The sequence below is a fragment of the Nocardia sp. NPDC049737 genome (assembly GCF_040674755.1).
In the GTDB taxonomy this organism is placed as follows: Bacteria; Actinomycetota; Actinomycetes; order Mycobacteriales; family Mycobacteriaceae; genus Nocardia.
The window spans coordinates 148632-163813 of record NZ_JBFANH010000007.1 but is presented as its reverse complement, the minus strand read 5'-3'; the positions used below and the strand labels follow the sequence as shown (position 1 = coordinate 163813).

The following is a 15182-nucleotide window of genomic DNA, read 5'->3' as shown; positions in this document are numbered from 1 at the left end:
AACCCAGACTACGATCCTATTGAGCATGAGTCAACAGTATTGACCGGCGTTCAGTAAGATGGCCCCGTGAGTAGTCGAGGCACCGTCAAACGCACCCGGCTCAGCCCGGACGAACGCCGTCTACAACTGATCACCCTGGGTGCGAAGATGCTCGGCGACCGCGCCATCGAAGACATCTCGATCACCGAAATCGCAGGGGAAGCCGGGATCTCCCGCGGCCTGCTCTTTCACTACTTCCCAACCAAACAGGACTTCCAACTGGCGATAGTCCGCCATGCCAATGCCGAGCTAATGGAGCGCGTCGCGCCCGATCGCACCCTCGGAGTATTCGAGATGCTGCGCGATTCGATCGAGCGCTACATCGAGTACGTCGGCGAGAACCGCAATTCCTATGTATCGCTGCTGCGCGGCCCGGCCAGCGTGAGCGCCGAGGTGCTCCCCCTAGTCGACCAGACCCGCAATGCCATCATCGACCTCATCCTGACCGAAGTGCCCGTCGATATCCCGGACTCCGACCGCCCCCGCCTCGTCCTCGCCATGCGCGGCTGGATCGCCTTCGTAGAGGAAACCACCCTCACCTGGCTCCGCCACGAAACCATCACCCGCGAACAGTTGGTCGATCTTCTTGTCGAATCCCTACTCGCCCTGGCCCTTTCACTGAACCCCGCGCTGGCCGCCGCGCTACGCGGGTGATCTGCGGGCGATTCGTTACAGCCCGCTGGCCGCCTGACCGAGGCGCGCCTCGATATCCTTTCCGCCAGCAAACGCAACCGCAGCTGGGCCGCAGTCGATGTCCTGGCCGAGTTGGATGCTCTCGGCGCTGCCATCGGCAAACGGACGACGGAACATCTGTGGAGAGATCGAGCGGCGGATATCCTGACGTATGGGTCTGTCTCGTCGGCAGCTGTTGAGGGTGGGTACGGCTGGATCGGTTGCGGTGCTGGTGGGGGCGTCGGCGGCGAGCAGTGGGCGGTTTCGGGCGCCGCGGTGGTTGAGAGATCCGTTCACGTTAGGGGTGGCTTCAGGGGATCCGCTGCCGGATGGGGTGGTGTTGTGGACGCGGTTGGCGCCGGATCCGTTGGCGCCGGACGGGCTCGGGGGGATGGCGCAGCATCCGGTGACTGTCGATTACGAGGTTGCGCACGATGAGCAGTTCCGGCAGGTGGTGGCGCGGGGGAGTGCGATCGCAACACGCGAACTCGCACATACGGTGCATCCGGAGGTCGGGGGACTCGAGCCGGATCGCTGGTACTTCTATCGATTCCGCGCGGGTTCGGCGATTTCGCCGGTCGGTCGCACCCGAACGGCTCCACCGAGCGGACAGCCCACTGCGCGAATGCGATTCGCGTTCGCGTCATGTCAATCGTGGACCTCCGGCTACTACACCGCTTATGAGCATATGAGCGCCGAAGACCTCGATCTCGTTGTGCACCTCGGGGATTACATCTACGAACGCGGCTGGAACCGTGGTCGCGAGGGGATGTCGGTGGAGCCCTATCTCGCCGCAGAAGCGGTCGATCTCCCCGGCTACCGACTGCGCTACGCGCAGGCCAAGGCCGAACAACCGCTGCGCGCCGCGCATGCGGCCTTCCCGTGGCTGGTCACCATGGACGACCACGAGATCGACAACAACTGGTTCGCCGACCACCCTGGCCTCGGCCTCGATATCTACCGCATCCCCGCCCTGTTTCGCCGCCGCAAAGCCGCCGCCTTCCAGGCGATGTACGAACATCAGCCACTGCGCATCGCGGCTATGCCGTCCGGCCCGACCATGCGCATTCATCGCCGCTACACCTTCGGCGACCTCGCCGACATCACCATGCTCGACACCCGCCAATACCGCACCGGCGGAGCCTGCGGCAACGGCAATATCGGCGACGACTGTCCCGGCCGACTCTCACCCGACCGTTCGATACTGGGTGCACCACAACGAGATTGGCTGCTCGACGGCCTAACCGGCTCCACTGCGCGCTGGCAGATCCTCGGCAACCAGGTGGCCATGGCCAAATCCGACTACGACCCAGGCCCCGGCACCAATTTCGGCACCGACGCCTGGGACGCCTACGTAGCCGACCGCAATACCGTCCTCGCCACCGCCGCCGCCCGCGACATCCACAACCTCGTCGTCATCACCGGCGACCGCCACCACAACTACGCCGCCGACCTCCGCCCCGATAACGCCACCACCCCCGAATCCCCGGTCGTAGCAGCCGAATTCACCGGCACCTCGATCACCACCGGAGGCGACGGCACCGACATGAACCCCACCGGCCGCAACCTCCTAACCGCCAACCCGGACATGAAGTTTTTCAACTCCCAACGCGGATACGTTCGCGTCGATCTCGACCATTCCTTGTGGCGGACCGATTTTCGCGTCGTCCCGTATATCCGCCGCCCCGGCGCCCCCATCCACACCCGCGCGAGTTTCGTTGTGCAAGACCGAGTACCAGGTGTGGTTGCGGCATGGCGCCCCGATGACCACACCGACCAGGCCGCTGACCCTGGTACAGCAGGTCCGGCACCACGCTGAGCCGTGTGCTGAATCCGGCCGGACCCGAGCGGTCGGAAACGACAACGCCGGGCCGAATCACTCTGGGGGAGAGTGGATTCGGTCCGGCGTTGGGGCAGCGGAAACCTACGCGGTGGGCTCGAAGGCCTCGGCGACGATTTCGGCTTGCTCCACGGCGTGAACCTTGGACGAACCCGAGGAGGGTGCCGACATGGCCCGGCGGGAGATGCGGCGGAGTTTGGTGAAGCGCTCCGGGAGGAGTTCCGGGAGGTTCAGGCCGAAGAAGGGCCAGGCGCCCTGGTTGGCCGGTTCCTCTTGGACCCAGGCGATATCCGTCGCATTCGGATAACCAGCCAGTGCCTCGTTGAGGCGGAACTTGGGCAGCGGGTAGAGCTGCTCGATGCGGACGATGGCGACGTCTTCGCGCTTCTGCTTGGCCTTTTCGGCGACCAGCTCGTAGTAGAGCTTGCCGCTGGTGAGCAGTACGCGCTTGACCTTGCTGCGGTCGCCGATGCCCTGTTCGTAGGTGGGCTCATCGAAGACCGAGCGGAACTTCGACTCGGTGAAGTCCTTCAGGTCCGAGACCACGGCCTTATTGCGCAGCATCGACTTCGGGGTGAAGACGATCAGCGGGCGGCGGATGCCGTCGAGTGCGTGGCGGCGCAGCAGGTGGAAGTAGTTCGCCGGGGTGGACGGCACGGCGACCGTCATCGAACCCTCGGCGCACAGCTGCAGGAAGCGCTCGATGCGACCGGAGGTGTGGTCCGGGCCCTGCCCCTCGTGACCGTGCGGCAGCAGCAGCACGACCTCCGACAGCTGACCCCACTTGGCCTCACCGGAGGAGATGAACTCGTCGATGATGGACTGCGCGCCGTTGACGAAGTCACCGAACTGCGCCTCCCACAGCACGAGTGCATCCGGGTTGCCCAGCGAGTAGCCGTATTCGAAGCCGACGGCGGCGTATTCGCTCAGCGCCGAGTCGTGCACCGCGAACCAACCCGGGTTGGAGCTGCCGATGTTGTGCAGCGGGGTGTATTCCTCGGCCGTCTTGCGGTCGATGATCACCGAGTGACGCTGGGTGAAGGTGCCGCGACGCGAATCCTGACCGGTCAGACGCACCGCGCGACCCTCATCGATCAGTGTGCCGAAGGCGAGCAATTCGGCGAAGGCCCAGTCGACCTTGCCCTCGTAGGCCATTTCGCGCCGCTTCTCCAGCACCGGCTTGACGCGCGGGTGCACATTGAAGCCGTCCGGCACGCCGAGGAAGGCGTCGCCGATGCGCTGCAGCACGGTCTTGTCCACGGCCGTCACGATGGTGGTGGGCACCTGCTGGTCGTCCTCGACCGATTCGCTCGGTTCCGGGACGTACTTCTCCAGCTCGCGAACCTCATTGAAGACCCGCTCCAACTGACCCTGGTAGTCACGCAGCGCGTCCTCGGCCTCTTTCAGCGAGATGTCGCCACGGCCGATCAGGCTCTCGGTGTAGGCCTTGCGCACCGAGCGCTTGGTGTCGATGACGTCGTACATGTACGGCTGGGTCATCGACGGGTCGTCGCCCTCATTGTGGCCGCGGCGCCGGTAGCAGATCATGTCGATCACGACGTCCTTGCGGAACTTCTGGCGGAAGTCCACCGCGAGACGCGCCACCCAGTCGCAGGCCTCCGGGTCGTCACCGTTCACGTGGAAGATCGGTGCGCCGATGAACTTCGCGATATCGGTGGAGTATTCGGTGGAGCGGCTGTTCTCCGGTGCGGTGGTGAAGCCGATCTGGTTGTTCACCACGATGTGGATGGTGCCGCCGACGCGGTAACCGCGCAGGCCCGACAGGTTCAGCGTCTCCGCGACCACACCCTGACCCGCGAACGCGGCGTCACCGTGCAGCATCAGCGGCATGACGGAGAAGCCCTCCGGCCCGTCGCCTTTGTCCAAAAGGTCTTGCTTCGCGCGTACCAGACCCTCGAGCACCGGGTCGACCGCCTCGAGGTGCGACGGGTTGGCGGTCAGCGAGACCTCGATCTCGTTGTCGCCGAACATCTGCAGGTAGGTACCGCGCGCGCCGAGGTGGTACTTCACGTCGCCGGAGCCGTGCGTGGCGGCCGGGTTCATGTTGCCCTCGAACTCGGTGAAGATCTTCGAGTACGGCTTGCCGACGATATTGGCGAGCACATTGAGGCGACCGCGGTGCGGCATGCCGATGATGACCTCGTCGAGCGAATGCTCGGCGCACTGGTCGATGGTGGCGTCCATCATCGGGATGACGGTTTCGGCGCCCTCGAGCGAGAAGCGCTTCTGGCCGACGTATTTGGTCTGCAGGAAGGTTTCGAAGGCCTCCGCCGCGTTCAACCGGTTCAGGATGTACTTCTGCTGTGCGACAGTCGGCTTGACGTGCTTCTGCTCGACCCGCTCCTGAATCCACTGCAGCTGCTCGGTTTCCAGGATGTGGGTGTACTCCACACCGACGTGGCGGCAGTAGGCATCGCGCAGCACCGAGAGCACATCGCGCAGCTTCATCCGCTCCTGGCCGTGGAAGCCCGCGACATCGAAGGTGCGGTCCAGGTCCCAGAGAGTGAGGCCGTGCTGGGTGACATCGAGGTCCGGGTGGCTGCGGAACTTGTCCTTGACCAGCCGCAGCGGATCGGTATCGGCCATCAGGTGGCCGCGGTTGCGGTAGGCCGCGATCATCTCGAGCACGCGGGTGCTCTTGTCGACACCGCGTTCCTTGACGTCCTTGCGCCAGCGCACCGGCTCATACGGCACGCCGAGGCCGTGGAAGATCTCGTCGTAGAACTCGTCGCTGATCAGCAGGTTGTGGATGGTCCGAAGGAAGTCGCCGGATTCCGCGCCCTGGATGATGCGGTGGTCGTAAGTCGAGGTCAAGGTCATCAGCTTGCCGACGCCGAGCTCGTTGATGCGCTCGTCGCTCATGCCCTGGAATTCGGCCGGGTACTCCATCGCGCCGGCGCCGACGATCGCGCCCTGGCCCGGCATCAGCCGCGGCACCGAGTGCACGGTGCCGATGGTGCCCGGGTTGGTGAGCGAGATGGTGACGCCGGTGAAGTCGTCGATACCGAGCTTGCCGTCGCGGGCGCGGCGCACGATGTCCTCGTAGGCGGTGTGGAACTGCCCGAAGGTCATCGCCTCGCAGCCCTTGATGGCCGCGACGACCAGCGAGCGGTTGCCGTCCTTGCCCGCCAGGTCGATGGCGAGACCGAGGTTGGTGTGCGCGGGGGTGATCGCGTTGGGCTTGCCGTCGATCTCGGCGAAGTGCCGGTTCAGATTCGGGAACGACTTGACCGCCTGCACGATCGCGTAGCCGAGCAGATGGGTGAAGGAGATCTTGCCGCCGCGGGTACGGGCCAGGTGATTGTTGATGACCAGGCGGTTATCGATCATCAGCTTCGCCGGAATGGCGCGCACGCTGGTCGCGGTCGGGATCGCCAGCGACGCGGACATGTTCTTGACCACCGCGGCGGCCGGCCCGCGCAGGACCTTCGCCTCGTCGGCCGCAGTGTCCGCGGGCTTCGGCGCGCCAGAGGTGGGCGCGGCATTCGAGGTCGGCGCGGGAGTCGTCTGCGGCGCGCGGGCGGTGGGCTTCGCTGGGGCGGGAGGCTTGGGCGCGGCGGGCGCGGGTGCTGCCGGGGCGGCGGCCACTGTTGCTGGGGTCGCGTTCACCTGCGCGGGAGCCGGTGCCGGGTTGGCCGCCTGCGCGGGTGCGGCCGCGGGCGCGGCGCTGTTACCAGAATCACCCGGGACTTCGGGCGTGTAATCGGCGAGGAACTCGTGCCAACTCTCATCGACGGAAGATGGATCCTGTTTGTATTTTTGATACATCTCATCGACTAGCCACTGGTTCTGTCCGAACTGGGAAGTTGAGCTGCTCACAGCAGGTGTTCGCCTCATTTCGTTCTTCGCGCTGCGACGTTTGTGACGTGCCCGGCACGGGGATCAGCGGATGCGCGCCGATGCGCCCTCTCTGAGGATAGGCCCAGCAGTAAATCAGTGGATCGACTGACCGCCGGACAAACCCGATCCCAAAGATGACGACCCGTCCTCACCCGAGAATATTCCCCCCGTTTCGCTGGCCGCCGCCCAGAGCTGGGCATAGGGGCCACCGGCCGCAACCAACGTGTCGTGCGGCCCGATTTCGGCGATCCGCCCGCGTTCCACGACGGCGATCCGATCGGCTCGCGCGGCGGTGCCCAGGCGGTGCGCCACGACGATGGTGGTGCGGCCGCGAGTCAGCGATCGGCTTGCTACCAGCACCGACGCCTCGGTCTCCGGATCGAGGGTGGCGGTGGCCTCGTCGAGCAGCAGCAGATCCGGACGGACCAGTTCGGCTCTGGCCAGTGCGATCAGTTGGCGTTGGCCTGCCGAGAGGCCGCGGCCGCGCTCGCCGATCGGATGGCGCATGCCCTGCGGTAGCGCGGCGATCATGTCGGCCGCGCCGACGGCGGTGGCGGCCGCCGCGATCTCGGCTTCGGTCGCGGAAGTTTTCCCGAATGCAATGTTGCTGGCGACATCGCCGGTGAAGAGGTGAGCTTCCTGCGGGACGATGCCGAGCCGGCCGCGGTAGTCGGTGAGGCGGTAGTCGCGGATGTCGATGTCGTCGACCGCGATCGCGCCCTGGGTGTCGCGCGGCAGGTCGTAGAGGCGGGCCAGCAACTTGACGATGGTGGATTTACCCGCGCCCGTCGGTCCGACCAGGGCCAGCGTGGATCCGGCCGGGATCCGTAGCGAAACTCCGTCGAGGGCGGGCTTCTCGGTGCTCGGATAGTGGAATCGGATGTCGTCGAGGACGACCTCGCCACGCAATCCGTGGTCGATGGCGATCGCATCCGGTGGATCGGCGGCGATGGAGGACGGGGTGCGCAGCAGGTCGCCGATGCGGCGCAGGCCGACGCGCGCCTGCTGGTAGCCGTCGAAGACCTGGGACAATTGCAGGATCGGGCCGAAGAGCAGCTGTAGGTAGAGCACGAAGGCGATCAGTGTGCCCGCGGTCATGGTGTTCTCGGCGACTTCGCGCGCGCCGAAGTACACGACCGCGGCCAGTGCCAGATCGGCCCAGGCGATGACGAAGGCGAAATACATGGCGATCGCGCGCTGGGCGCGCATCCTGCTGGCGCGGTAGCGATCGGAGTATTCGGCGAAGCGGCGGGCGGCGATCGGCTCGTGTCGGTTGGCCTGGACGGCGCGCAGCCCGGCGACATTCTCCTGGAAATCGGCATTGACGGTCGAGACGTGTTCGCGCGAGACGGTGTAGGCGGTAGACGAGACGCGGCGGAACAGCGCTGTCGCCACCAGCAGCGGCGGCAGCGCGATCAGTACCACCGCAGCGAGCGAGGCATCGATGACCAGCAGCGCGACCGCGATGCCGACCAGGGTGAGCAGGCCGATCAGGGTGGTCGCGACGCCGGTTTGCAGGAAGGTCGACAGTGCGTCTACGTCGGTGGTCATCCGGGTCATGATGCGACCGGACAGTTCGCGCTCGTAGTAGTCCAATCCCAGCCGTTGCAGATGGGCGTAGCTGCGTACGCGCAGGCCGTAGAGGACGCGTTCGCCGGTGCGGGCGGTGAGGACGGTGGTCGCCGCGCCGACCGCGAGACCGAGTACCACCAAGACCGCACCGAGCACTCCGGCTCTGGCGAGCGCGCCCGAATCATGGCCGCTCACCCCGGAATCGATGGCGTATCGCACGATCGGTGGGAAGGCGACGCCGATGAGGGTGTCCAGTGCGAGCAGGGTGATTACGGCCAGGACCAACCAGCGCACCGGACGTAGGAGGCGAGCGAGCCGAAATCCGGGATCTGGTTGGCGCAGCTGCTCATCGTCCGAGCCGGGTTGTTCGGTGGCCGGTGGCAGATGTTCGATGGTGCGGCGCAATTCGGGGGTCTCGCTGAGATCGGCTGCGGCGCCGGAGAAGCCGCCTGGGCCGCTGGTGGGTGTTGCGGCGCGGGCGAAACCTGTGGTGCGCCCGGAACCGATAGCCGTTGTGCGCCCGGGATCGGTGGCTGTGGTGTGCGCGGCACCGGTGGCTGTGGTCGGTTCGGGATCGGTGGCTGTGGTGTGCTCGGCGCCGGTGGCTGTGGTCGGTTCGGGATCGGTGGCTGTGGTGTGCGCGGAGCCGGTGGCTGTGGTGTGCGCGGCGCCGGTGGTTGTGGTCGGTTCGGGATCGGTGGCTGTGGTGCGCGCGGAACTGATGGTTGCGGTGCGGGCGGCACCGGTGGCTGTGGTGCGGGTGGTGCGCTTGGCATCAGCTGACGCTTGGGTGTCAGCGCCTGTGGCTTCGCCGGTGGCGTATGAGACCGGACCGGGAAGCCGGATCACCCGATCCGCGTGCGCCAGTGTGGATTCCCTATGCGCCAGGATCAATGTCGTGCGTCCACCCACATCGGGCAGTTTCTCGAAGATGGCCGCCTCGGTCACGGCATCGACCGCGGAGGTCGCGTCATCGAGTACCAGAATCCGTGGCCGCGCCAAAAGCGCTCTGGCCAAAGCGATTCGCTGCCGCTGCCCGCCGGAGAGTGTCAATCCGCGTTCACCGACAACGGTGTCGTAGCCGTCTGATAGTTCGGTGATGAACTCGTCGGCCGCGGCAAGCTTTGCGGCATAGCGGATTTCGGCATCGGTAGCCGCTGATCGACCGAGGGCGATGTTGGCGGCGATGGTGTCGGAGAACAGGAACGGATCGTCGAACACCACCCCGATCGCGCTCCGGAGATCGGTCGCCCGCAGATCCGCGATATCCACGGCGTCCGCATTTCGCGGGTCTGCCCGCACCGTCGAGCCGTTCGCGGGGCCGCCGAGCTGTGGATCGAAGGGTGCTGCCAGAGGCGAGTCGGCGGTATCGACGGTTCGTTTCTTCGCACCGGTGAATTCACCTGCGATGGTGCCCGGTTCGGCTCCGAAGAGGCGGATGCTGCCGGAGTCGGGGGCGTAGAAGCGGGGGAGAAGCAGTGACAGCGTCGACTTTCCGGAGCCCGCAGGGCCGATGATGGCAACGGTTTCGCCGGGCCGCACGGTCAGGTCGAGGTCACGCAGGATGGGCTGTGAGGGATCGAATCCGAAGGTCAGCGAATCGATTTCGATACCCAGAGGCCCATCGGGGAGGTCGGCCGGGGCAGGCGGGTCGGCGATTTCGGGTGCCGCGTCGATGACCTGGTAGACACGCTCGGCCGCGGCCCTGGTGAGCTGGGCCATGATCACCACAGACGACATGGTTCGGGTGGTCACGGTCATAGTCGTGACATACGCGGAGAAGGCGAGAAACGTGCCGATACCGATAACGCCGTGCAGGGCGAGCAGGCCGCCGACAACGATCACCGCGACCAGCCCGGCTTGCGGAATCGTGGTCACCACGGGGGCGAAGCGCGCATTGATCTTGGCGGCGCGCATGCGCTCGGCGTAGAGAACGCGCCCGTGCTCCTCCAGCACGCGCACCATCCGAGCTTCCTGCCCGAAGCCCTTCACCACCCGCACGCCGGTGACGGTCTCTTCGACATGCTGCGCGACCTCGGCTGCGCGCTGCTGCGCCGACCACGTCGCCGCGTACAGGCGCGGCCGCATCCGATATACCAGCACCGCGATGGCGGGGACCACCAGCAGAGCGACGGCGGCCAGCGGCGGCGACAGCCACACCATGACCGCGGCCGCCAGCAGGAACTCCAGCAATGCCAACCCGGACAGCGGGACCATCGCCAAAAGGCCCTGCACCAACTGCAGATCCGTGATCGAACGCGATACCACCTGCCCGGTGCGCAGTGCGTCCTGCCCGACGCCGTCCAGTCGCTGCAACGAAGCGAGCAGGCTGACACGCAACGAATGCTGCACATCGAGGGAAAGCCGTCCGGCCAACATACGTCGTCCGAACGCCGCCGAGAACCGGCCCAATGCGACAAGCACGAGTAGTGCCGCGATGGTCCCGATGACGGAGGTGTCACCGACTCCGGCCGCATCGACCGCCCGCTTGGTCAGCAGTGGCGCGGAGATCTCGACCACTGCTCCGGCCACCAACGCGATCGCGATGCCCGTGACCGTGCCCCGGTGGCTCCAACACTCGGTCCACAGTCTGCGCATCCAACCCATACCGCGCTCGGTCACTTCCGCTGCTCACCCCGTCTTGTCGTGCTTGTACCGACGGTAATGACACGTGCCGCACCGCTGTTTGTTCCCCGCTGCCGAGGCTGGATCAGATGTCGCGTGTGCGAAGCAACCACCAAGCCCCGCCCGCGGCGGCGATGGTCCAGAGAATGAGGACCACCAGGGCAGCGGGGGTGGGGGCCAGGAAGTCGCTGTCTTTGAAGGAACCGACGGCAACGGTGCTGACGGTGGCCGAGCCGGGCAGGACGGTCACCACTCCGGCGAGGCCGACTGCTTTAGCGACGACCCAGATCAACGGTTCGATGATCACCAGCCAGCCCAGCATCGCCACTATCGCGGTGGTGGAGGTGCGCAGCAGCAATCCCAGACCGGCGCCGATCAGGGACCAGCAGACCGCAGCGAGTAGACCGCCGCCGAGAACCGCGAGGAAGCGCACTCCGAAGTCGAATTTGCCGTGGCCGAAACCGAGCAGGCAGGCGAAGGCGATGAGTTCGACGACGAAAGTCGCCGCAAGGGCGAAGCCCGCGGTGACGAGGTATTTCGCGGCGGCGAGACGATCCCGATCGGAGGTGAACAGGGCGGTCGACGACATTGTCGCGTAACGATATTCGGCTCCCGCACCGGCCGCGCCGAACGCGCCCGCCAGCACGATCGCGGCCGCGAGCCCGATATAGAGCCCGATGGTCGCCGCGCCCGTGGCCGGATTGGATTTCGGATCGGCGGGCCCGGCAAGCAGTGTGGTCACGGTGCTCGCGACGAGGGCGATCGCGGGGATCAGTGCGGCCAGGATTCGGCTGGCGCGCAGCGTGCTGACCTTGCGGACCTCGGAGTTGACGGCCGGAACGAGGTCCGGCGGCAGCACGGCGATCATCGGGTAATCCCGTAGGGGGTCGATTGCTGCGGTGCGATCCCGGCATAGGGGGCGGGCTGGGGCGGGCGGGCCGGTTTGAGCAATGAGGCGAGCACTCGGTCCGGGTGGATCTGGTCGGCGGCGATATTGTCCACGCGCACACCGGCCGCCGTCGCCGCCGCGCGGATCTGCGCTTCGGTCGCCTCGGCAACTGCCAGACGTCCGTCGGGACGGATCACCGCATCGGTGAAGTCCTGTGCGGCCAACATGGTGGCGAGTGCGATCGGGGTCGATGCGGCGACGACCAGTCGATCGGGATGGCCGCGCCGCAGCCGGGCGGGCGTCCCCTGATAGACCACCGAACCCTCGCTCACGACAATGATGTTGTCCGCCATGGGAATCACATTCGCGAGGCTTTCGCTGGACAACAGGACCGAGCCGCCCCGGCGGGTGTGTCGCCGCAGGAAGTCGGCCAGCCAGGCGCGTTCGGCCGCGTCGAGACCGGCCAGTGGCTCGTCGAGAATCAGCAACTGCGGGTCACCGAGCAGCGCGGTCGCCAGGGCCAGCCGGGTCTGCGGTCCGGCCGACAGCTCGCCTGCCCGCGTCTTCGCCGAGTCGCCGAGGCCGACCACCTGGATCACCTCGTCGACCCGCGCGTCCTCGACACCGGCGGCTGCCGCATAGACCAGCAGATGATCGCGCGCGCTTCGAGCCGGATGCAGCCCGCGCGCCTGCAGCATGCCGCCGACGACAACCGCGGATCCGGCGCGCCGCCGGGAGCCCGGCCCGCCGACCGCAGCGGTTCCGGAGGTCGGCTGGAGCAGACCGAGCAGGATCCGCAGAATCGTCGACTTACCCGCTCCCGCCGGACCCACCAGGGCGGCGGTTGTCCCGGACGGCACGGTGAAGCTCACATTTTCGACCGCGGTGACCAGGTCGTAGCGCTTGGTCAGGCCGCGAACGGAGAAGGCGAGCGGTTGGCCCGCGCTCATCGCGGCGTGGTCGGGGGTTGCGGCTTGGCCGGATCCAGGGCGGGCAGCGGATCGGCATCGATGACGAGCTGTCGATCGGCGGGCCAGGTCACCGGCGCGGGGCCGAAAGCCTTGCGCGCGTTGCTGATCGTGGTCTTGCCGAGTGAGCGGTTGCCGACGCCGCCGATCACCGCGCCGATACCGGCGGGCACCACCTTTCCCGCCATCAATGCGGCCCGCTTGGTGATGAAGCGGATGATGAATCGCTTGAGCAGCGAATCGTTCATGCTCGACAGGCCGGGAATCTTATTGGCGAACAGCGTGCCCCAGTTCTTCGCCGAATGACCGACCGTCTTCTCGACGATCTCCATTCCGCTCTCGCCGAGCACGACCGCGAGCACCAACGCCCGCCGCGTCTCCTTGTCCTCCGGGGAGATGCCGTGCACGGCCGCGACAGCCAGCGTGAACACCGCGGACGCCTCCATGAAGAAGGTCGTCTCGGCACTGACCGCCGCGAGCGCCGCGATCGTGCCGACGCCCGGCACCGCGGCCGTCGCACCGACGGCGCCGCCACTGCTGGTGACCGCGAGCAGGTATTGGTGCTCCAGCCGCTCGATGATCTGCGCGGGATTCTCCGCCGGATGCGAACGCCGCAGCCGGTCCACGTACTTGGCGACCGCGGGCGCCTGCAAGCGCGACCCGGTATCGAGTAGCTGGACCACCGTCTTCTCGAACGTGCCTTTGAACACGGCGATATCCTCCTCTTCCGCCCGTACGCAACGACCTTATTGCACCGACCGCTATCGGCCCGTCATGACAACGATGTACCCGGTCGGCCGGGTTCCCAGCATGTCGGTTCGATCACGCCGGCTCGCGCAGCGCGGGGACCCGTTCGGTGAGCGGCGGCGGTGGTGGCGGGGCGCCGTCGCCGAATGGCCTGCCGCCCAGCGCTTCTCGGCCGTGTGGGGTCAGCAGGTTGGTCGGATCCGGGCCCTTGGGCACGATCTGGGTCGGGTTGATATCGCTGTGCACCACGTAGTAGTGCTTCTTGATCTGCCCGAAATCGACGGTGTCGCCGAATCCGGGTGTCTGGTAGAGATCACGCACATAGGCCCAGAGCACCGGCATTTCGCTCAGCTTGCTGCGGTTGGCCTTGAAATGGCCGTGGTAGACCGGATCGAAGCGGATCAACGTAGTGAACAGCCGAACGTCGGCCTCGGTAATGGTGTCGCCTACCAGGTAGCGCTGGGTGGCGAGCCGTTCCGACAGCCAGTCCAACCGAGCGAAGAGCCGATCGTAGGCCGCCTCGTACGCCGCCTGCGTTCCGGCGAATCCGCACCGGTAAACGCCGTTGTTGACATCCCGGAAGACGGCCAGGTTCACCTCGTCGATCTCGGCTCGCAGCTCCCACGGATACAGCTGCGGCGCGCCGGGTCGGTGGAATTCGGTCCACTCACTGGAGAAGTCGAGCGTGATCTGCGCGTAGTCGTTGGTCACCACCTGACCGGTGGGAACGTCCACGAGGGCGGGCACCGTGATGCCGCGCGGGTAGTCCGGGAATCGCGCAAGATATGCCTCACGCAACCGGGGGATGCCGAGTACCGGATCCACCCCGCCGGGATCCAGATCGAAGGTCCAGCTGAGCTTGTCGTGTGTCGGCCCGCACAGTCCGAGCGATATGACGTCTTCGAGCCCCAGCAGCCTGCGCACGATCAGTGTGCGATTGGCCCACGGACAGGCCCGCGCCGCGACCAGTCGATAGCGCCCCGGCTCAACCGGATACCCGTCGCGGCCGTCGGCAGTAATGCGTGTAGTGATGTAGTTCGTATCCCGGTTGAACTCACCGGGCTCGACGTAGGAACCGTTTTCCGATACCGACTTGGTCACTCGCCTAGTCTGGCAGATCGACGCCTTACTCTTGCCGGATGAGTGATACGAAGGCCACCAGGCTGACCCGGGAAACCACCGATGGCGGCGCCGAGGTCGCGACCCTCACCCTGGCCAATCCGCCGCTGAATCTGTTCGACCAGCCGATGTTCGATGCGCTCATCGAGGATCTCGCCGCACTATCGGCCAATCCGCCGCGCGCGGTGCTGCTGCGGGCCGAGGGCAAGCTGGTCTCCGGTGGCGTCGACGTACACGTCTTCGATGGTTTGACGGTGGAGCAGGGCGCCGAGTTGTGGCGCACCCAGTTCGCGCAGATCATCCATCCGCTGGAGGCGCTGCCGTGCCCTGTGGTCTTCGCCGCGCATGGCCTCACCCTGACCGCCGCCTTCGAAATGGCCCTGGCCTGCGACATCATCCTGGCCGCGCCGAAGGCGAAATTCGGTCTGGTGGAGACGGTCGTCGGCCTCACACCGTCGATGGGCGGTCCGCAGCGACTGGCCGAGCGCGCCGGTTCGGGTCGCGCCCGCGAATTCGTGATGACCGGTGACCTCTACGACGCGACGACCATGGCCGAGTGGGGCGTGGTCAACGCCGTTCACGACGATGTCGACACCGCGGCAAGGGAATTGACGAATCGCCTGGCCGAGGGCCCGACCCGGGCGCATGCCGCGACCAAACAGATCATCGAAGCGTGGCGCTCGGGCGGTGTGGCGCACGCGGATTCGGTTACGCCGGAGGTGTCCGGCGCGCTGTTCGACACGGCGGATCTGCGCGGCGCGGTGCGCAGCTTCCTGGAGGTCGGACCAGGGAAGGCGACTTACACCGGTCGATGACATCCGAGACACGTTCCTCTCCTATGCCAGCGAAA

At 66.5% G+C, this 15182-nt stretch carries 9 protein-coding genes; 3 read left to right on the top strand and 6 right to left on the bottom strand.

Features of this window, described 5'->3' with window-relative positions; genetic code table 11:
- Positions 1-66 precede the first annotated feature (66 nt).
- Together AB0J47_RS12345 and AB0J47_RS12340 are read left to right on the top strand one after the other, a co-directional pair.
- Positions 67-693, top strand: coding sequence for a TetR/AcrR family transcriptional regulator (locus AB0J47_RS12345; protein WP_364344260.1), 627 nt, complete (start codon positions 67-69; stop codon positions 691-693).
- A 190-nt stretch (positions 694-883) separates the two neighbouring features.
- A complete protein-coding gene (locus AB0J47_RS12340; protein WP_364344252.1) occupies positions 884-2530 on the top strand; it encodes an alkaline phosphatase D family protein in 1647 nt (548 codons plus the stop codon).
- Positions 2531-2635: 105 nt separating this feature from the next.
- On the opposite strand, the gene AB0J47_RS12335 is transcribed toward AB0J47_RS12340, so the two are convergent.
- The 6 genes from AB0J47_RS12335 to AB0J47_RS12310 form a co-directional block, all read right to left on the bottom strand.
- Positions 2636-6409: a multifunctional oxoglutarate decarboxylase/oxoglutarate dehydrogenase thiamine pyrophosphate-binding subunit/dihydrolipoyllysine-residue succinyltransferase subunit gene (locus tag AB0J47_RS12335; RefSeq protein WP_364344249.1), complete on the bottom strand. Its 3774-nt coding sequence runs from the start codon at positions 6407-6409 to the stop codon at positions 2636-2638.
- A gap of 96 nt (positions 6410-6505) precedes the next feature.
- On the bottom strand, positions 6506-10591 hold the full coding sequence (locus AB0J47_RS12330) for an ABC transporter ATP-binding protein (RefSeq protein ID WP_364344605.1): 4086 nt from the start codon (positions 10589-10591) through the stop codon (positions 6506-6508).
- A gap of 103 nt (positions 10592-10694) precedes the next feature.
- Positions 10695-11477, bottom strand: coding sequence for an ABC transporter permease (locus AB0J47_RS12325; protein ID WP_364344246.1), 783 nt, complete (start codon positions 11475-11477; stop codon positions 10695-10697).
- Positions 11474-12448, bottom strand: a complete 975-nt coding sequence (locus AB0J47_RS12320; protein ID WP_364344243.1) for an ATP-binding cassette domain-containing protein — start codon at positions 12446-12448, stop codon at positions 11474-11476. The genes AB0J47_RS12325 and AB0J47_RS12320 overlap by 4 nt, the downstream gene beginning before the upstream one ends.
- Positions 12445-13176 carry a hypothetical protein gene (locus AB0J47_RS12315; RefSeq protein WP_364344240.1) on the bottom strand — a complete coding sequence of 244 codons (732 nt, stop codon included), beginning with the start codon at positions 13174-13176 and terminating at the stop codon, positions 12445-12447. The genes AB0J47_RS12320 and AB0J47_RS12315 overlap by 4 nt, the downstream gene beginning before the upstream one ends.
- A gap of 112 nt (positions 13177-13288) precedes the next feature.
- Positions 13289-14314 (bottom strand): glutathione S-transferase C-terminal domain-containing protein, encoded by a 1026-nt coding sequence (locus AB0J47_RS12310; protein WP_364344237.1) that lies wholly within the window; start codon positions 14312-14314, stop codon positions 13289-13291.
- Between the two features lie 38 nt (positions 14315-14352).
- On the opposite strand from AB0J47_RS12310, the gene AB0J47_RS12305 reads away from it, so the two are divergent.
- Entirely contained in the window at positions 14353-15147 is a 795-nt protein-coding gene (locus tag AB0J47_RS12305) for an enoyl-CoA hydratase/isomerase family protein (protein ID WP_364344234.1), read from the top strand.
- Positions 15148-15182: the final 35 nt, after the last annotated feature.